This is a genomic window from Hufsiella arboris (assembly GCF_009834875.1).
Classification (GTDB): Bacteria; Bacteroidota; Bacteroidia; order Sphingobacteriales; family Sphingobacteriaceae; genus Hufsiella_A; species Hufsiella_A arboris.
In genome coordinates this window covers 263,970-283,234 of sequence record NZ_WVHT01000002.1, presented here as the reverse complement: position 1 = coordinate 283,234, position 19,265 = coordinate 263,970, and the positions used below count along the sequence as shown (strand labels likewise).

Here is a 19,265-nt window from a genome sequence, read left to right as displayed (position 1 = left end):
AATGGCTGGGCGGTTTACAGGCTATGAGCAGGAACAGAAGGCCTGAAACCGTAAAATTACCGTAGACAAAGATCACAATGCAGCTTAAAAACTCACTACACCATAGGCGATGGCAACACCCCCACTCCAGGTTTTAAATCCTTCTGTTTAGCCTGAGAGCTACTATTTACTACCCGGCTTGCGCTTGGTTAAGACCACCTCGGATGAAGCCAGCTGCTCTTTTGTCGTATCCCAGTAAAGCGACCGGCCACGCATAACTGTCCGGGCATTGTTCGGCTGCACTAAGTAAACAGAATGGCCTTTCTCATGGCCGGACTCCCGGATGGCTTCCAGAGATACCAGGTTAGCTTCAATAACGCCTTTTATCGAAAACAGTCTCGGAGAATAATGCGGCTCCGAGTCAGGCGCATCTTTCGCTCTCGTTCCGATTAAAGTTCCTTTAATACTATCCCTGCTATGCTCGATGGAGAAAACCAGGTCCTGAAGCTGACTTGGTTCGGGAAAATCGATCGCCTTATAGTCTTCATCCCAAATGCCGGATAACGAACCGTCGTCACTGCCCCCGATAAATATACTCTGATAAACAGGCTTTGCCAGATAGATCAATATAGCCGTCAGAATGCCACCAATAATGCCAAAAAAAACATTAACACCCTGTTGTAAAACCAGGCTCATCATGCCGACCTTCCCGGCCTGGTTAATCAGTATGCCGACGGTGAGGCAAGCGATACCGAAGATCACGGTTAAAATAATGCTGGCAGCAGCTTTTTTTCTCTTTTTCAGTTTGTTATTCATGAGAGATTTTTTAACCGATCTTATAATTGCATTGATGAACAGATTACTCCGGAAAATCGACCTGGAGATATAGATCATGCTGGCTTTAATTGATTTTTGTTACTCGTATATAATCCAGAACCATACTAAACGGATTTGTTCCGGTACTAAGAGGATCCTTACCAGTGACCTTGAATGTCAGTGCTTTCGACCCGTCAGTACCTATAATCCACGGAGATATGTTAAAATCTTCATATTTCGCCGTTGATGAGTACATATTCATGGGATAAGCGTTAAACAGCGTTCCGCCGAACGACGAAGACGTAGTCGCCCGGAGAACATATATACCTCTGGGGATATATTCTTTAGCATGCAGGGTAATAAGGTATTTTCCTTTTGTAAAGGAGCCAATCATTATCCTGAGGGAATCCGTTGACGCGCTGGCAGCAAACGTCCTGTAATACGAGTTGCTTGCGTCCGGATCCGCCGCGGGGTTAACATTGAACGTCCGGGATGCCGGGTAAGTTGTGAAACCAGATATTGATTCCGCTTCAATTTTAGTGGACGGCTTTTTTTGCAGCGTAATGATATAGGCGTCATTATTATCTGTCCATGGTATTTTTACTTTCAGGCTGCTTGTTCCTGAAATAGTTTTGTAACCGATCTGGACCGTATCTATATCTGCAAGATTGACTTCTCCGCCACCATTGAAAGGAATCCGTTCTACATACACAAATACCTGGTTTTGATCGACAGTTGTCGTATTGTTAAGCCCGTTCAATGTGACACTTACCGTGTCTCCCGATGCATTACCGCGTTTTCCCAGCAATACTTTTGCCACCTGGCCGGCCGCATCCCTGGCGGCAACCAGACCGATTTCAGAATCCGGGGTATTCGTGGTAGAGACTTCTCTTCCCGTCAGGCTGGCGTAGCGCTGATATAACCACCATTCTCCCCGTGTCTTCCATTGCCCGGCTGATTTGTAAATTAATGCATCCAACTGGTAAAGCGGGCCGAACTGAGCATGAATACTGCCTGCAACGTCCGATATCTGCTGCTGGGCGATCAGCCAGCCCACTCTGCCGGGATTAGGAGGAGGCGTCGACGGATCAACATCATCTTCGACGTATTCATCAATGAGAACCTGCGGCATAGTCTGAGACGAAGTGGGCGCTATTCCCTGAGGCCAGAGCGCTTCAACATTCAGAATTTCCTGTGAGGGAGTCGTTGAAGCCGTTCCCGGAAAATGCCAGGTCATAAAGTCAGGAACAGCGTTTTGAGCTTTCACGGAGTCCATCCATTGTCTCATCCAGGGATATGTCGGACCTGATTCCTCCCAGATCCCTTTCAGGTTGATTTCCGTAAAAGCGGGCCCCTGAATGGTCATTTTTTTATTCAGGGAGTCTCCCAGAAACCTCAGCCGCTTTACCGTATAAGTAAACATCTGGCAAAAAAGCTTCCGGTTTTTTAATACCGTCGCGGAGCTTGTCGCACCTCCATTGGCCGGATTCCAGTAATTAACAGTATTGCCTTCGTTCCAGACATCAAACTGTACACTGTCGGGGTTATACCCGTAATTATAAATATCCTTCACTGCTTTGGTGATCGCGCTATTCCATTTTACAAAACCAGGATCGTAAGGCTCACCGGGTACATTGGTGTGATTATAGCCGTATATTTTTTCCCAGGCATCTTCCAGTAATACAATAGTTTTAATCCCGAGGCTTTTATGCCTGTCTCTGATTGAGGGCTTTAAGGCAGCTCTGACGGATACCCGGCTGAATTGCGGCTTTATCGGCCCGACATACATGTCGGGGGGCGAATAAGGCATGCTGCCTGTCGTGTCGAGACCGTTGAGTATTCCGCTTGCTTTGTATTTCATATTCCCCAGGTCAGTCGCAAAATTGACACTCACTTCGTCCGTGCTCTGTATGAAAGCTATGTTCTTATCTGTTTCCGAAAGTGAATTTGTTTCCCTGAGGATCTCAGATTTCCGGCAGGCACTAAACACAGCGATACAAACGGACAAAGTGCCTAAAATCAGCATTTCAGATAAAAAGATCTTTTTCATTCTTAATTTGATTTAATGCTTAGTAAATCCATATGAAGGACCTATTGTTCGGGAAAGTCGATTAATGATAAAAAATAGAGAAGTTTGAATTGCGAAGCGGGAAATTTCCGGGCTGTGTCCGGAGTAAACACTATTGAAAGACCGGATCGTTCAAGTAATGGCCGGGTTGAAATTTTGAACAGGCAAGCACTCTCCTGTATCGTTCGATGCGTCGACCTTACCGAACTACAAAGAATTAAAAATGCAAATTGAGAAGCACCAGTCTTTATGCCGCAAGCCCATAAAAAGTGCCGTGATAAAAGCTGTTCCCGGTTTTGCCGACTCTGAAGCAGTTTACAGGTTAAACCTGTGAGAGAGTGATTTTACAATCAGCGAGATGAGTTCCTGCACCGTCTCATCAACAGGCGCGGACGCTTTCCAGTCCGCGCCTTCCCTTGTAAGCAGAAATAATGATTCGTCTATTACAACTCCAGTTCTTTCGTGTTCTTTGCCGGCTTTTCCGGGTTGATCAGCTGGTAAAAATATCCTGGTTATTAAAATGAATTCGTAAAGGCTGAGGCATATGTGTTTAGATCGAACAAAGATAAGCGCTTTTCTGCAAACACAAAAAGGCAGCGTTTACAAAAAAGGCCGTCCGGTATTCACTAAATTTTTGGTGCCCGCCAGCTGTAAAAAACAGCAAATAATGAATGCCGGTACGGCCTAACCATATCAAATTTCTACCGGTAAAATTGAGGATCAATATCTACGCAGTCAAGCGTGTAACTACGCAAACTGTTATGTGGCCAACCCTCTTTGCCCCTCTATTAAAACATATTACTATGCTTGTTAGCCTGCCATGATCAGGTAAACCAAAAGCACCGCAAAAATTAACAAGTCAGTCCACAGCGCAAACTTTTCGTTGATTCCTGCCGGTTTCCTGACCGCATGCTGTAATCCGGCAATACCATAGTACAATCCGCTTGCAAAGGCGCTGACTATGCGCCACTCCGGCTTGAAAAGTGAAATGATACCTACCAGGCCAAAACACAAATTAGCAAATCCTAACTCCCGGACAACCGGAAATATTTCAGTACTGTCGACATGGAATATCTCTTTCGCGGTAAAGGCAGGTTTAGTGGCCTGCTGAATACCAACGATTACCAACCGGAGTCCAACAGCCGAAAAAATAAACCATTTGCCAAATAAACTAAAAGAACCCGGTGTGTCATAAACAGGCCGTTCAATGATGAACCCCAGCACGGGGATAACGAACGTCATCACCGAAACACTGATCAGATATTTTTTATTCATAGCCGATTTAGCTAAAACATCCTTTTTCCGCCTGCTCAATCATACCGGTGCACGCGAATACTACAACAGTACACTAAATTAAAAAATTATCAGGAGCGTATCCTGACCATTTTGCGAACAACTAAGTCCACAGCCTCTTCTTCGGGCAGGAACATCAGGCCTGGTTTCAGAATTACCCTATGCTTCCAGCGGGTGAATAAACCGTAAAAGGTTTAACCCGGTAACGCTATGAGGCCTTCCAACCTGGTGTACATGCTGCGCGACGATATAGCCCTCCCGCTGGTTGCCCGTGGCGTTTGCAGGAATCGTATTTCCTTCTTCCGTACGGTAAGTGATCCCGTCCGGCATCACTTCAATCACCACTGCCGTGTGTCCACTGGTCGTACTGTTCCCATCTGCAAAAATAGCCATCGAGCCTACAACCGGAACTGTGGTGCTTGTCGGCCAGACGGGATCCTTATGGAAATTTTCCGCCATTTGCTGACTGTTAAGACTGTACAGGCTCCGGGCCTTCCCGGCCAGTTCCGGAACTGCGGCATAAGCCTCTGTCCAGTCCACGATGGCCGCCGCGGCGCACCAGGGCTCTCCTTTCTGCCAGCCCGTTGCATATATTTTAGCTGCATAAGAGGGATCCCTGAACCCCATATTGGGTTGTATTTCCTGTTGCCCGTCAAAGGACATGGCAATCTGCGCGATTTGTAATCCGATCATCATGATATGTTTTATAAAGAATTAACTTGAAAATATCGAACCTCACACCAGGCTAAAAACCGTGTTTGTCACCATGCTGATCAGGTCATTTTTAAACTGATCTGCCCGGACTTCGCCGAGGCCCGCCTGTTTAAGCGAGGTCATTTCGGTCAGTGAGGCCTGTTCCTTTAAAAGAAAGGCGAGGTCCTCCTGTGTCAGCGAGCCATCTGCAAGCTCCGCCGTCCACTGCTCAAGGCTGCTTTTCAGATCTCCCACCAATTGCCGGCCGTCTGCCGTAGCTGTGGACAGGTAATCTTTCAGGGTCGACTCTGCCAGGTTTTCCACGCCGGTATCCAGGGCGTTTATTAGCTGATTTATTGCTATTGTTTTCATTTTATAAAAAATCTAAAGGGTGTTAAAAAATTCCGTTACCTGCCCGCATCGGCTGATTTGATTTTTCCGCTTTCAAGTGCCGATATCTGATCGAATGAACGGCCGATCAGGAGTTTGGATTCAGTCACGAAAGCCGTATCGAGTACCTGCTCCTTTTGCCACCGCGAAACAAAGCCGCCGAAAGAATTACCGGCCGAGTCAGCCAGCACATTCCACATTTCCGTGGTAACCGTGTTCTTCGGTTTATTTTTTTCGTACTCATAAATTTTGCTCAGTTCAGTTTTCACCTGCTGGATATCTGCCTGGTGCAGCCGAGCGCTGTCAGTAGCTTTGGTCATCAGGTTTAACGCATCCACTTTAAGGGACGTAGTTTGCGCGTAAGAGTACTGATCATATCCCGCAATCGAGGCGCAGGAAGTCAGCAATGCTGTCACGCAGAGCGAAACGTGCAGCACAGGGTGTTTAAATTGAGTTTTCATCTTTTTTGAATTAATTTCATTTATTGCAGGAAGGTAAGCGCTTCCGTTTGTGACCAGCTTCGCCAGCCGATCTATTGTTCCAAAAGTAGCCCACAATAAACACCTGATATATAGCCAGATCAGGCTAATTTTAACTTGCCAGAATGTCGAAAAATGAGATGAAGTAAAGCTGGCGACGATCTTTGCTTTTTGCTACATTGCTTATGCCCCAGACGTGTTGGTACAGCGTTGTAAGCCGACAGCCAGTAAGCAACAAAGAGTTTCTCTTTGAGAAACTCTTTGTCATAAAAATCCGGTTAGTATGCAGCAAAGTCCTACGATGCTGGTTGCTGCGGGGTTTGCACAGCGCCAACCGGAACAACGGTGGCAGGCTCAGGCAGCGCATGCGCCGGCGGATCATTTTCCTGATTCTTTAATACCAGGTAGGTGGCGCTGCTGATTCCGGTCAGGGCCAGAAGGGTATCACTGAGCTCGGGAAGTTCTCCTCCCTTTGTTGTTTGTGATGCCTTGTAGAGATAAACGGTAATGGCGATAACCGTCCAGGCAAAATTCTGGAAGCGGTGCAGGCTGATCCCGTTATCATCCGACAGGATATCGATAAAAAAGCCCTGGGAGGGAGCATTCTGATGGCGCGGCCGGTTATCGCTCATCTCATTTTTATCCATGATAGTCGAGGCAGCGGCTGTACCGGAAAAGATACCCATCAGCACCAAAGCGGTTTGATTAATCGAACCTGCCGCGCAATCGCCACGGCATAGCGATACGTAAACGTAAACGGACGATATAATGACCGTCCAGATACCAAACTGCACTTTAGTCAGGCTGAACGGCGCGCGGGTATCGACCTTGATCCAGCTTTTGGTTTGCTGAAGTGTCTTGGCATTAGCGGCGAATTCATCATCATTGCTGATTTCATCCCGCAGCAGGTTACTGTAGCTGGCCAATGCAAGGAAAAGGCCGCCGATCAGGACAATTACCACCCAGGCAATTGTCTGTTTGCTATCATAAACAGCCTGCTTACCATCGAGGAATGAGGCAGACCGGCAACCGGCTGCCGTCAGGCAGGCGATCAGGATAGCAGAAATTGGAATGTAACGTTTCATTGGAGTATTTATGATTATTAAAATTGTTTATTGATTTTCTTGTTCTATTTCAGACATCACCTCCCGGTAAGGTTCATTGCTGACACGGGCGCTGCCTGCAAACGGGTGATCCAGGGCGTAAACCAGGAACATGCTCATAGCAATACAGGAACTCAGGAAAAACAGGTAGATACGTTTGACTCTCAGTGACGGAACACAAAAGAAATAAGAGAAAACGATAAGCATCAGGCTGCCGGCTTTCAAAACAAACCAAACCAGTTGCGGAACCTGTGAACGACTGTGACTCAACCGGGTTCGGCGCAGTTCACTGACCGAGCTCAGATCCTGATCGATAACCGAAAAGACACTTTGCTGCGTATCGTCCTGCGGGTGAGCCTGCAGCAACATCATCCGCAGGCTTGGAATAGCGCTTGGCGTTAAGGACCTGCGCCCGCTTTGCATTTTCCATTCCTGTTCAACCACACGGTTACAGTAGTTAAGTATGGCAGTATCCAGCGGCTTTTTTATATGCGGAGGCAGGGCTGCGCTGTGGGCCAGTATGCCGTTGAGCTTGTCAGCTTCATCTTCAATCGTGTTATTCAGGCTTTCGTAGTTTTCCCAGACTGCCACGATCACAAAGGCCAGCACCAGGGAATACAGCAAACTGATGCCGCCAAACACAATTCCGGCAACCTCATTTCCCTGGCGGAATTCCCGTTTTCCCAGCACGCTTTGGTACAACTGCAGTCCGGCCTGGGAAAGAACAACCACGACGACGATAAATACCATACAAAGTATCGTCGCCGGCAGGTTAATTAATCCTTGTAACATTGCTTGTAGTTTCATCACTTAATCCTTAAAGTTTATTTATTTCTGTTTTTTTTTCGGCAATAAGATTCCCCGCCGTGTGCCCGCAGGCATTTCCGGAAATTTCTTTTTAATAATTACCGTTGTTTATTTCGTGTCAGCAGCACTGACAGTACCACTGACTCGCTTATCCGCTGCTGCCGGTTTAACCGGCGCCCTATTTGTTTAGAACAAAAATACTTCAGCGCTCCTCCTGGGGAAATAGCCTGATCTGGCCAATTTTAACTGAACGCAGTCATACGATCTTCTTATTAATGGCCGTGGCCACCGCTTCTGATACACTGTGAACCTGCATCTTCTGATAAATCTTTTTGATGTGATTGTTGACAGTAAAAGGCGAAATAAACAGCTCGGCAGCAATCATTTTATGACTGTAGCCCTTCACCAGGCAACCGAGGATATCCATCTCTCTCCTGGAAAGATCGTACAGGTGCCGGTTATCTGTTGACGGTTTCTTGCTAAAGTGCTCCAGGACACGCTTAGCAATGGCCGGAGTCATTGGCGCTCCGCCGTTTACCACATCGTATATACCTTCAATCAGCTTTTCGTTCGGCGCTTTTTTCAGGATATATCCATTGGCACCGGCAAGCAGGCAATTGAACAGATTGTCATCGTCCTCGAAAATCGTCTGCATAATGATCAGGGTATCCGGGTAATTTTTCCGGAGAAGCTTAACCCCTTCGATCCCGTCAACCCCCGGCATATGAATATCCATCAGCACCACATCCGGCGGGTCAGATTTCAAATTACTTACCAGGTCCGAGCAATCCTCGTAATCGCCGATGCAGCGCATATCCTGCTGAAAACTGACCAGCAGCCTGAGCGCTTCCCGCCTTGCCTTATGGTCATCATATATCACAATCTTAATCATCTGTTGCATGTTTAAATCCATACTGACTATACCGCCTGAAACCCTGTAAGTCAGGCCTGTACGGACCTTCCCGGATTTCTAATACAAATTTACCTGCTGCCGGCCGGCCCGGCAATAGCTAAAACAGGCTAGTTTAAGCAGCCGGGAAACGAAGTACCAGTTCCGTGCCTTTTCCGGGCTGCGAACTGATGGTTATCCGCCCTTTCAGGGTGTCGGCGCGATGCTTCATATTTTGCAAACCGTTTCCACCCTTGCGTGCGTTAACGGCATCGAATCCTCTTCCATCATCTTTTATAGAGAGCGTGATCACATTATTTTGAACATACAGCGATATCCAGACATTAGATCCTCCTGCATACTTGGCGATATTGTTCAGCGCTTCTTTATAGATCAGGTAAAAGTCCCTCCTTTTTTCCATACTTAGCCGTAACCGCTGCAACTGTTCGTCAAAACTAAAGTTGATGGTGTAACCTTTTGCTTCGAACAACTCATAAGCATGCTCGCGCATGCGGCTGACGACGCTGTCGAATGAGTCATTTTTCGCATGAATGTTCCAGACAATGTCGCTCATGGATTCCATGACCTCCGTGGCAAACTCGGTGATCTTCTCCATCAGCGACTGATCGGTTACTTTTGAATTGGCCATATGATCCTGTACAATCCTGGAATAAATAGCTATCGTGCTTATAGAAGATCCGACCTCATCATGGAGATCCCGCGCTATACGGTTACGCAGTTTATTCAGCCGCGCCAGCTGCATTAAACGCTCGCGGTAAATCAGGTAGGTCGCTGAAAATACCGTCGTTACGACCAGTAAATAGAACCACCAGGTTTTCCACCAAGGCGGCACGATCAGCACGCCGATCCGGGCGTGCCCGGTTCCCCAGACGCCGTCCTCAAAGCTTGCCTGTACCAGGAATGTATATTTTCCCGGATCAAGGTTTGTATAAGTAGCCTCCCTGGCCACGCCTGAATAGATATAATTCTCATCGAAGCCTTCCATCATATACCGATACCGGATACTGCCCGGCTTCCGGTAGTCCGTGGCAGCGAACTGGAAAGTGATCACATTTTGCGCATAGCGCAGCTTAAGCTGCCTGACCCACCCGATTTCATTAGCCAGGATATCGCCAGGACGTCCCGCAGGTACCGGCTTATTAAATAGACGGAAATCAGTAAAGACAACCGGCGGCGGCTTCAGCGGGGATAACTTGTCCGGATCAAAGTAATTAATCCCGTTCAGCCCGCCGAAAACCATCATTCCAGCCGGCGTTTTGCAGAAAGCGTACCGGTTAAACTCGTTGCTTTGCAAGCCGTCAGCCACATCGTAGTTACGAAACTGTTTGTCAGACGTGTTAAAGCCGGAAATACCCTTATTGGTGCTCATCCATAGCCTGCCTTTCCGGTCAAATTGTAGCCCGTAAACCACGTTATTAGGCAGCCCGTCCTTCGTTGTAAAGTGAATGAAACTGCCGGTCTTTTTGTCGAGACGGTTTAACCCGCCGCCCTTGGTTCCCACCCACAGGTATCGGTTTGGCTGAACAGCGTCGTTGCAGAGCGTCAAAATAAAGCTATTGCTGACCGAGCGCTTATCGTAAGGTTTGTTAAAAAAGTAGTCAATGATCCGCTGCTCCCGCATGTCAAAGCAAAGAAGCCCCGAGGTTGTGCCCAGCCAAAGCAGGTTTTCGTCCTGGTAAATACATTGCAGAAAATCATAGTCTACCGACTGCTGACTCTGCTGGTAGCTATGCCGTTTAAATTTTCCGGAAAATGGATCAAAACTCACAAAGAAACTTCCGTAACCCATCCAGATCGTATTCTCCCGGTCGGCGTAGAGCGGGAACGGAAGAACGCGCGTCCCCGCAAACGGCAGGTCATAGCGTGTGGCTGATTTATCCCGTATATTATAGCGGATGATTCCCCCATTGATACCGTACCAAAGGTTTCCCCAGGTATCCCTGCTGAACGACAGCGGCAGAAATTTCGGAAACTTTTTCCTGATCAGACCCTGTGAGATAAAATCTTCTATCACCGGTCCGTTATCACCAAGGGTAATCGACTGATAATTGTTTGTAATTATTTCCCCGGACGGAAGCGTCAGCAGCTGATAGTGACTGAGACCGGATAAGATATGATGGAACTGTTCCGCCTCAGGGTCATATTTCAGAATGCCGTACCCCCCGGACCCAATCCATACTACCCCGGTGCGGTCTTTAAAAAAGACCGTAGCAGTTTGCAGGAAGCGATCCTGGGCAGGATCGATAGCCCCGAACACCCGTGTGCGGCCGTTTCGGCTATTGACGCTGACCACTTTACTCTGATCCAGGATCCAGAGCGCCCCATTCCCCCGGTTCACCCACCGGAGAAACGCTGAGTTGCTTCGATAAAGCGCTTTCGGGCGGGAAAAATCATAAGACGGAAAATGGATGACTGATTTGTTGTTGACAAAATACGAATGGGTAAGAGTGTCTTCGATCATTTCGGGAATAACTGTTGAATCAGCGGAAGTGAAACGATAGCGCTCCCTGATACCCAGGTTCCGGCTTTTATCTTTAAAGTACACTTCAACAATCCGGCTGTTGGTCAGCAGGTAAACATGCCCCCTGCTGTCAATAAACACCGCAGGTGGCTCTGCCTGATACTCTTCAGCTTTAACGGTTAAGCGCAGCTTAACCGGCGTAAACCGGAGAGCAAAACCGAAGGAGGAAGCAACCGACGCTTTTGCCTCCCCGTTTGGCGGGCCTTCCATGATCTCCATCCGGTCAATTCCTTCGCGGCTTCTGATCCACAGAGCCCCGCTCCTGTCTTCGGAGATAGCCAGGATATCATTAGAACTCAGTCCATTCAACCCCGCATTAATATGTCCAAAAATACCACGTTTACGATCGAAAACATCCAGGCCAGAATGCCTTGTGCCTATCCACAACCGGTTCCCGGAATCTTCAAAAATACAGGCGATGTCGTCACTTCCGATCGAATTTGCATCATCGGCGTCGTGATGATAAACGGTAAAACGGTAACCATCGAATTTATTGAGTCCGTCCGCTGTCGCAAACCAGAGCAATCCCTGCCGGTCCTGTAAGATACTGCTGATGTATCCCTGTGAAAGGCCGTCATTAATAGTATAGGCCTTAAAACGAAGCAGTCCGGCGATCTGGCCAGATCCATTGTATACGATCAGCAACTGCGCCAGCCCTGAAATAAAAATAATCCTTAAAAATAATCTTGGAATTATAAATAAGGCGTTCAATGGCATATACCAGTTTTCTTATGGCAGCTAAAAGGGTTTACATGGTATGAATAAAGGCGCAGCTTCGCCGGTCACTTAAGTTAGGCCAGAATTAAAAGCAGTCGAAGACCTTTCCACCGGACAACATGCAAACATTTAGTATGAAAATGCCAAAAAATATAAGGAATCGTATGTAAAAGATGTTAACACCCTGTAGAATACGCAGCTTATCGCAGGACCTGAGTATTAAAAGAGAGTTTCGACCAAGGGGTATAACCGGAAACAATTATTCTAACACATGCTGATCATAGCAGTTCAGCGGGGGTTTTGTACAATTTCCGGATTCATGGCAAGGTATTTTTTTGCGATCGGAAACACGTACCGGTTACTGTTAGGCTCAAGCATATAAGAAACACCTAAAAATATGCGGATTGTTGTTTTGGAGAATGCCGGCTCCCTGTTCAAACGTTTCTGATCGAACCACCGTGTTCCACGGCCGAACAACTCCCGCCTCCGTTCCTGCAAGACAAGCTGCAAAACTTCGGTGGAATTATTTGCAGCTAAAGGCAGGTAATGGTCCCGGGAGAACCGTTGCCTTCGGAGCGTGTTGACCGTTGTCATCGCTTCTGTAAAAGCACCCAATCTGGCTAAGCACTCCGCTTTAATCAGCATCATCTCCGGCACATCCGGCCCGACAGAAATTCCTTCGCCGGATAATTGCGAGCGAACAAGGCACCGGCCTGAAAAGGCGGGCCTGCCATGGGTCAACCCGTCAGCCGTGAACAGTTGCCAACGAAGGTCTTCCGGTGAAAACAGATGCTGCAGGCCTTCGCTTAGCGGGTAAAACGATAGCGGACCCGGACTTAGCTGCTTATAAAAAATAATCTCCGGATGAATCGTTGCAAGCGGCAGCGGATCAGACCGGTACAAGGACAGATTAAGCAGCGAGCTTTTTCTGGCCAGGGCGCTGTCGGCCGAAGCGAGGGCATCACGGTAGTTTCCCATATTCAGGTACGTTCTGGCAAGCGTGGCGTAGGCTGCTGCCGCGGATGCCCGTGTAACCTGTAGCGGCAGGGCAGGCAAATCCGGAAGCGCCGCTTTTAAATCGTTGATAATCTGCCCATATACAGCCTGAACGCTCGCCCTGAAAAGTTTTTCCGTGAAAGATGGCATTAGCAGCAGCGGAACTCCCGGGTCGCCTGCCGCTGTAGAAGGATTATACCAGCGCGCATACATACAGACCAGGTCCAGGTACGAGTAAGCCCGGTTCATTTTTGCTTCCGCGAGAATCTGCCGTTTTTGCTGCGGGGAGCCGTTGCGGCTCTCAGGGATACCGGCTATAATTTCATTAAAGATATAGACCTGTTTATACAAGCGGTCCCAATCCGGATCATTCTGATCGCCCATAAAATCGGCAGCCCAGATATAAACCTCGCGGTCCGTTCCCCACACCTGCTGCTGAACTGACGTATCAGAGATATCCAGATCATCGGCGGAGAGCCATGGCAGGTAATAAGAGTAATTAATATCAAAGGTATTGTTCAGCAGCGATTCGTAATCTGCGGTGTTTACCAGCGTTCCTTTATCCGGCTGATCGATTTCCACAAATTTCCGGCATTCCGCACTTATCAGGACGGTGATTCCTGCCAGAGAAGCGAAAAAGATCCACCGGTATAGACTTGACCATCCAGGCATTTTCACCATACCAGCACCTTCTTCCCTTCCAGCTTAAACCTCCCGGCCCCCGTGGTTTGAAGTACCTGCAAAACAGTTTCCAGGTCATCAGACCGCGAAAAAGATCCGCTGAATACCGCTGTTTTCAAGCGATCATCCCTAAATTCAGCTTTTACGTTATACCACCGCGAAATTTCGCTCATAATACTTTCCAGATCCTGGCTGTGAAACGTAAACAAACCATTTTTCCAGGCAAGAGCCTGCTCTGCGTCTGCCTTCTTAACCTGCAACGTGTTGCCGGTGAGGGAGGCGCTCTGACCGGGACTGAGCACCACCGGTCGATTGCCGGCGGCTGAACGGTCTTTACCCAAAGCCACCACCCGCACAGCGCCTTCTAACAGCGTGGTGGTCGTGACCCTGTCATCCTTATAGCCTTGTACATTGAATTGAGTACCGAGCACTTCTACCTGCTGCCTGCCGGTACGAACAATGAAAGGAAGCCGCTTTTTAACCTGTCTCCCGTTTTGCCCGGTCATCACGTCGCGTTTGGTCACCTCAAAATAGCCTTCACCGTTTAAAACGACAGTGCGTTCATCATCTTCGAACTGCACCGGGAATTCAAGTGAGCTTGCCGTATTTAAAAACACTCTGCTGCCGTCCGGTAAAACAAGCTGATATTGTCCGCCGGTGGCCGTGTTAACCGTATTGCGGGCCCGGCCATCCGGCGACCTGGCGGCATCGCTGACCTGATAGACAAGCACACCATCTTTTGTTTTCCTAACTGAAATCCCATTCTGATCGGCTACTATCCCGTCGGGAGCAGCGCCAAGATCGATCGTTCTGCCGTCAGCCAGTGTAAGCGTCGCACGCATCGTCTCCGGCCGGCCTGTTCTCGCTACCTCGGGAACCTGGGAATCCGTGCCCCGGTTAATATACCAGTAAAACGTAAAGGACAGGGCCAGGGTGATCAGGGCTGCGGTCCCCGTGATGTACCAGCCTTTCAAAGACGGCAACCGGCCTGATCCATGCTCAAATTCCCGGGAATGAATGATTGTTTTATAAACCCGCTCCCGAACATCAAAATGCGGCCCGGAAGCTGTATCGTTCGGCTCCTGCTCGTCCCAGATCCGGTCCATCGCCTCGCTCAGGTCCGGCTCATTGCCAGTGTTTTGAACATAGCTCATCAGCTCATCGTAGTCTGACCTGCTGATGGTTCCATCGGCGTACTGGCGAATCAATAAAGCTATGCGATCTTCACCGGTCATATTGTTTTCAGGTTATATACAGAATACATAGTTAAATCCTTTCAGGACTAGTGCGACACTATTTTCCTAGAAAAAAAACGTCGCCATCAATATAAAAAATGCGGAATCAGATCCGTTAAATTGCTTTTTCAGATTTTTCAGGGCAGCCACCAGGTGGTTTTTTACCGTGTTTGGCGAAAGGTCCAGTCTTGCAGCGATCTCATCGTAATTCAGGCCTTCATAACGGCTCATTTTAAATACTATACGCTGTTGCGGAGGAAGGCGATCCAGGGCACTTTCGGTAAATTGTGTCAGATCATTCAGTAATACCGTCTCTTCCGTCTCGTTGGTCAGGACAGCCATATGAGTCCATAACTGATCGATTGCCTTTTGGGAAGTTGCTATCCGGCGTAAAGCGTTGAGCGAAAGACGCCTTGTAATGGTGTACAGATAAGGTAAAACCGACAGCTCGTCGTTGATCTTTCTCCGGTTGATCCAGATAGTTAAAAAAACGTCCTGGACAACTTCCTCCGCCTGCTCGCTGTTTTTAAGAAACTTTAACGAAAAATTATACAGGCGGCGAAAATGCAGGTCGAACAGCCGACGAAACGCCGACTCCTCTCCCGCCTTCAGGGCGATGACCAGATCACGTTCAGTTTCTTCAGCAACTACCTGCATTTCACTGATTTAAAACCGGTTATACGCTTCTAAATTAAAGAATGTTTTGGTAATTGGTATTTATAGAACGCTAATTTTGAAAACAAAAAAAGGCGCAGGAGTTCCCTGCGCCTCATCGAGCATCAACTGGCTTTATCGGCCGGAATAAAGTTTTGAGCCATGCAGCAACCTGCGTAGACTAAATTCAAAAACACACTCGCGCCAAAAGCAATGTCGCTGGCCAGTTCCTCATTATCATCGTGCGGAGGCGGTATATTTACGATCGGTGAAATCCAGCCGCCTATATCAAAGGCAGTTCCCCCGCCGAAATTCACCCATCCGGCAACCTTTTTGTCTTCACCATCTACAAACAACGCAGCGGTGGTAGGTACCTGCCAGTAAATATTTAAAGCACAATCCAGCGCCGGTGACAGATAATAACTGTACTTGTCAACAAAACCCGTGAGTTTTTTAGGGTCCTTCGCATTAAACCCTTCGGTGTCGCCCGGCGTACATTTATAACAACATACGTCGACCATCGCCTTTAAAACACAGATGTCGGTGATCGTTTCATTAAAAATCTGCACCCAGTCCTTTTGATCTTTTTTGGGCATCAGTCCCATGATGTCCGGCGCGACATACGGAAGATAGCAAACGGCTCCCAGGAAGGATACGATACCCGTATTCCTGTTATACTTCTTCACGCCATTTACAAAACATAATACGATCGAAGCAAAGCAAGCCGAAGTATTAGCCATCGTCACAAACTTCTGATACAAAGGATCTGTATCCGAGATGTTAACGCTTTGCAGGGAAACAGCTGCCGGTTGTGCTGCAACAAGGGCACCACCCTCCGATCCATTACCCAGCGCTTCCAGACTGAATGCCGCAAGGCTTGGTGCAACCGGGCCGCCATTAGCCAGGATATCCTGCACCTCCGAAAAGCTCTGTGCATTGATAAATGCGTTTGTAACCGCATCTTCCGGAAACGGCGAGTCATTGTTAATCAGCTTATAGATCACGTTTGTTGGAATAGCGGAAACCAGGCAGATCAGGTCAAGGATACTTAAATCATCCCCCGTTTCCCTGCGATATACCCAGGAGATAACCGGGATGCTGATCGGCGCATCAAGGATGTCCATAAATCCTTCAAGCAGTGTCTCAAACAGATTTACAATAGCAATCACAATATCCTTCGCTGTGTCAATCATAGCCACAGCAAGGATATCGATGACACGCTGAATAACTTCTGCAGCAGTTAAAGAAGAAAAGTTATCCGCAAGATCCTTGATCTTGTCATATACCCCGGTGATTACCTGTCCTTCGGCCTGTACCAAATCAAGAAGGTCGTCTATTAAATCCTCAGCCTGATCATATGGTTTGTCGTAGCTGGTGGTTAGGCCGGAGGAGTTGCTCTTGACATGGTGCACGCCCCATTGTGACTGTGCCGTTTGATGAGCATCCGAGCCATCAGGCGCAGTGTAGTCACCCATATTCTGGTCATATTGCGGAACACCGGCCCAGTTATTTATATTGTTGTCCAGGTCGTTAAAACAATTCTGGATCTGTGTCTTAGTGGTTTCAATATTTGCAACGGCATTCAGTGCATATAGCTTCAGTACATTCTTCAGCACTTTATGCGTACGCACAATATCACCCCAGTTGAAAAGAAATCCAAGATATTTGATCAGGTCTTCAAAAAACACCTTAATCTGGTTGAACACAAATTCCAGCGCATTAACCACCGCACTGGCACAGTCTATCAGGAACTTATAGATCTTTCCTTCCAGTTTAACCAGCAAATGATAACCGTCTTCAGCCAGGTCGACAAAAAAATCCGTCACCTCATCCCATTTCGTTTTCAGCCAGTTATATCCATCCTCGGCGTATAAGAGAATCGTATCCCCCGGATCGTCAAGCAAGGACGGATTTGAAGCTCCAAGTGCCATCGGAATCGCGGCACTTAAGCCCGCCCGGCTCATCAGCAACTGTGTCTGAGCGCCCTCATGATAGGTCCATCCGGACTTATCAAAACTCATCCCCCAGATCACGCCTGTGGCTGAAGGTGTTGCTGCTGCAGCTGGCGTTGCCACCGCTGCAGCCGGAGAAGCGGTAGTTGGCTGAGCCGGTTTTTTAGAACCGTCGGAAGGTAATGACGAAGCCATTGTAACAAACTGTTTCAGCGCATAAGCCGTTGAGTCCTTCTGATCCTGTGAGGTTCCTGCAGGTAGTAGCGGCTTCTGGGTGCCATCGCCATTATCCAGCTGAACGGCATCCAGGTCGCTTCCTGACTGAACCTTTGCTATAATGTCCATCATTTTCGCCATCGGATTGATATCCAGCGAAGCGCCGGTATCTTTATTCAAGACGTGGTAACAAACAGCGCTCAGTCCCTGCGTTTCCTGAACGATCGTTAAAACACCGGTAGCATCTGTATTGATCACTGTCGCTGTATGCGGAGACAATTTATAGTATAGATCATCTACATAAATACTTGCCGGGCTGGAAGATGTGATGGAGAGAGCAACCGGGCTACCAGATACGCGGCCGTCATCGTTAACCACGTTGATATGGGTGGTGAAACTGTTATATTCCAGGACATCGTCATCAGTAGTCCCGGGCAATAGAATATTTCGCTGCTGCCAGGTGGCAGCCGCTGCATCCTGGGTAAGCTGAATAAGCGAGTCATCCTGCATATGCGCAAAAATGACGCTATGCCCAAGCACATAGTGGATATAGGATGCAAGACCCTGTGCGCCTTCCAGTATCGGTACCGGGAAAGACCATGAGGCTGAATCACTTTCATTGCCGGCAGCACAGCGAAGGTTTATAACCTGATTGGCGTCATTTAATCCCCAAACCAATACATTTGTACCGTCATTATCAACATGAAGGCTGCTCAATCCGCTTAAATGATCGTGTGTATAAATCTGGGCAGGTTGCGCGCCATCAGTTTGCTGGTCATACGCCAGGTAATAAAGGGTACTTCCGGCGGCAAAGAACATGTCCGTATAGCCATCCGAATTAAGGGAGACCGCAATCGCCGTCGTTCCTTCCGGTAAGTTAAAACGCGTCGCCGACGGCACGGTATAAACCGATCCTTTTTTTGCAAACGGATTATACAACGGTGTATAAATTACTTCCGTCTCGGCACCAACCGCACCCATGGTGTAAATACCGTCGCACAACTGCCCGTTCTTACGGCCCATCAGGTTCACGATTTTGCCAGCCTCAAGGTCTGTCGATATATCATGCGCCTTCCAAACCGGCCCGGTCGCCTTTCCTGCAACATCCACAAAGTAGCGGTAGATAACCCGGGTTACCGGATTGGCGATTATATCGGCGGCGATAAATTCCGAGGACCCCGACTGACCGATATACACATCTGCAATGGACAGGCCGCTGAAGCCGTGAACGGTATCATCATAAGGCACCGCTGTAAACTGGACCGTATTAGCCGCCCAGTCAGCATCCGCATTACCAACATTCAGCGCAGTATACAAATAATCACTCCCGTTCACCGTGATAACCAGTGCAATGTCGGTTGTGCCCTGATCGAGATTTTGAGCAATATCGAATGTCTTTGCCGAAACCTCGGCGTTATTGTAGTTAGCTGAAAGCGGCGAGCTCAGGTCAATTCTCGACCAGCCGCTTTTATCCTTCTGCACTTCCCGGGTGCAGTAAAACGCATTATCGGAGCCGATGGAGAAAAAAAGGGCTTGCCCTTCGTTGGTTTGTAACACTTTGAACTGCTGATCCGGCGCCATGACTACGGCGTGTTTATGGTTCTTCATCAGTTCACTTGAACTATTGATTTTCATGATTTCTTATTTTAAAGCGGACGGTCACCGGCGACTGCACGTATTTCCCTGTAATGGTTGTTATTGCCTGACGAAACCTTGTACTGTGCCTGCAACCATCCGCTGATTGTTAATTAATTG

At 48.1% G+C, this 19,265-nt stretch carries 14 protein-coding genes; all 14 read right to left on the bottom strand.

Annotation, left to right across the window (positions count from 1 at the left end; genetic code table 11):
* Positions 1–162 precede the first annotated feature (162 nt).
* The gene (locus GS399_RS04985) at positions 163–795 is read right to left on the bottom strand and encodes a hypothetical protein (RefSeq protein WP_160843498.1); all 633 of its coding nucleotides are present in this window, start codon (positions 793–795) and stop codon (positions 163–165) included.
* A gap of 85 nt (positions 796–880) precedes the next feature.
* Positions 881–2,845, bottom strand: a complete 1,965-nt coding sequence (locus GS399_RS04980; RefSeq protein ID WP_160843497.1) for a hypothetical protein — start codon at positions 2,843–2,845, stop codon at positions 881–883.
* An 828-nt stretch (positions 2,846–3,673) separates the two neighbouring features.
* Positions 3,674–4,138, bottom strand: a complete 465-nt coding sequence (locus GS399_RS04975) for a DUF6790 family protein (RefSeq protein WP_160843496.1) — start codon at positions 4,136–4,138, stop codon at positions 3,674–3,676.
* A gap of 177 nt (positions 4,139–4,315) precedes the next feature.
* Complete coding sequence (locus GS399_RS04970) at positions 4,316–4,852, bottom strand: CHAP domain-containing protein (RefSeq protein ID WP_160843495.1); 537 nt, start codon at positions 4,850–4,852, stop codon at positions 4,316–4,318.
* Between the two features lie 39 nt (positions 4,853–4,891).
* A complete protein-coding gene (locus GS399_RS04965; protein ID WP_160843494.1) occupies positions 4,892–5,221 on the bottom strand; it encodes a hypothetical protein in 330 nt (109 codons plus the stop codon).
* Between the two features lie 35 nt (positions 5,222–5,256).
* On the bottom strand, positions 5,257–5,700 hold the full coding sequence (locus GS399_RS04960; RefSeq protein WP_160843493.1) for a hypothetical protein: 444 nt from the start codon (positions 5,698–5,700) through the stop codon (positions 5,257–5,259).
* Between the two features lie 314 nt (positions 5,701–6,014).
* Entirely contained in the window at positions 6,015–6,803 is a 789-nt protein-coding gene (locus tag GS399_RS04955; protein WP_160843492.1) for a hypothetical protein, read from the bottom strand.
* A gap of 27 nt (positions 6,804–6,830) precedes the next feature.
* Positions 6,831–7,628: a bestrophin-like domain gene (locus GS399_RS04950; RefSeq protein ID WP_237487870.1), complete on the bottom strand. Its 798-nt coding sequence runs from the start codon at positions 7,626–7,628 to the stop codon at positions 6,831–6,833.
* Positions 7,629–7,884: 256 nt separating this feature from the next.
* On the bottom strand, positions 7,885–8,520 hold the full coding sequence (locus GS399_RS04945; RefSeq protein WP_202409378.1) for a response regulator: 636 nt from the start codon (positions 8,518–8,520) through the stop codon (positions 7,885–7,887).
* A 133-nt stretch (positions 8,521–8,653) separates the two neighbouring features.
* Positions 8,654–11,776, bottom strand: coding sequence for a sensor histidine kinase (locus tag GS399_RS04940; protein ID WP_160843489.1), 3,123 nt, complete (start codon positions 11,774–11,776; stop codon positions 8,654–8,656).
* A gap of 288 nt (positions 11,777–12,064) precedes the next feature.
* Positions 12,065–13,453 carry a RagB/SusD family nutrient uptake outer membrane protein gene (locus tag GS399_RS04935; protein WP_160843488.1) on the bottom strand — a complete coding sequence of 463 codons (1,389 nt, stop codon included), beginning with the start codon at positions 13,451–13,453 and terminating at the stop codon, positions 12,065–12,067.
* A complete protein-coding gene (locus tag GS399_RS04930; RefSeq protein WP_160843487.1) occupies positions 13,447–14,688 on the bottom strand; it encodes a FecR family protein in 1,242 nt (413 codons plus the stop codon). Before GS399_RS04930 ends, GS399_RS04935 begins: the two co-directional genes overlap by 7 nt.
* Positions 14,689–14,754: 66 nt before the next feature.
* Positions 14,755–15,345, bottom strand: coding sequence for an RNA polymerase sigma factor (locus GS399_RS04925; protein WP_160843486.1), 591 nt, complete (start codon positions 15,343–15,345; stop codon positions 14,755–14,757).
* Positions 15,346–15,467: 122 nt separating this feature from the next.
* Complete coding sequence (locus GS399_RS04920) at positions 15,468–19,145, bottom strand: hypothetical protein (protein ID WP_160843485.1); 3,678 nt, start codon at positions 19,143–19,145, stop codon at positions 15,468–15,470.
* Positions 19,146–19,265: the final 120 nt, after the last annotated feature.

Excerpts from the sequence above, each read along its gene's own strand:
- GS399_RS04940 (WP_160843489.1), bottom strand. The coding sequence starts at position 11,776 with ATGCCATTGAACGCCTTATTTATAATTCCAAGATTATTTTTAAGGATT.
- GS399_RS04935 (WP_160843488.1), bottom strand. The coding sequence starts at position 13,453 with ATGGTGAAAATGCCTGGATGGTCAAGTCTATACCGGTGGATCTTTTTC.
- GS399_RS04980 (WP_160843497.1), bottom strand. The coding sequence starts at position 2,845 with ATGAAAAAGATCTTTTTATCTGAAATGCTGATTTTAGGCACTTTGTCC.
- GS399_RS04960 (WP_160843493.1), bottom strand. The coding sequence starts at position 5,700 with ATGAAAACTCAATTTAAACACCCTGTGCTGCACGTTTCGCTCTGCGTG.
- GS399_RS04985 (WP_160843498.1), bottom strand. The coding sequence starts at position 795 with ATGAATAACAAACTGAAAAAGAGAAAAAAAGCTGCTGCCAGCATTATT.
- GS399_RS04965 (WP_160843494.1), bottom strand. The coding sequence starts at position 5,221 with ATGAAAACAATAGCAATAAATCAGCTAATAAACGCCCTGGATACCGGC.
- GS399_RS04955 (WP_160843492.1), bottom strand. The coding sequence starts at position 6,803 with ATGAAACGTTACATTCCAATTTCTGCTATCCTGATCGCCTGCCTGACG.
- GS399_RS04920 (WP_160843485.1), bottom strand. The coding sequence starts at position 19,145 with ATGAAAATCAATAGTTCAAGTGAACTGATGAAGAACCATAAACACGCC.
- GS399_RS04950 (WP_237487870.1), bottom strand. The coding sequence starts at position 7,628 with ATGAAACTACAAGCAATGTTACAAGGATTAATTAACCTGCCGGCGACG.
- GS399_RS04975 (WP_160843496.1), bottom strand. The coding sequence starts at position 4,138 with ATGAATAAAAAATATCTGATCAGTGTTTCGGTGATGACGTTCGTTATC.
- GS399_RS04925 (WP_160843486.1), bottom strand. The coding sequence starts at position 15,345 with ATGCAGGTAGTTGCTGAAGAAACTGAACGTGATCTGGTCATCGCCCTG.
- GS399_RS04970 (WP_160843495.1), bottom strand. The coding sequence starts at position 4,852 with ATGATGATCGGATTACAAATCGCGCAGATTGCCATGTCCTTTGACGGG.
- GS399_RS04930 (WP_160843487.1), bottom strand. The coding sequence starts at position 14,688 with ATGACCGGTGAAGATCGCATAGCTTTATTGATTCGCCAGTACGCCGAT.
- GS399_RS04945 (WP_202409378.1), bottom strand. The coding sequence starts at position 8,520 with ATGATTAAGATTGTGATATATGATGACCATAAGGCAAGGCGGGAAGCG.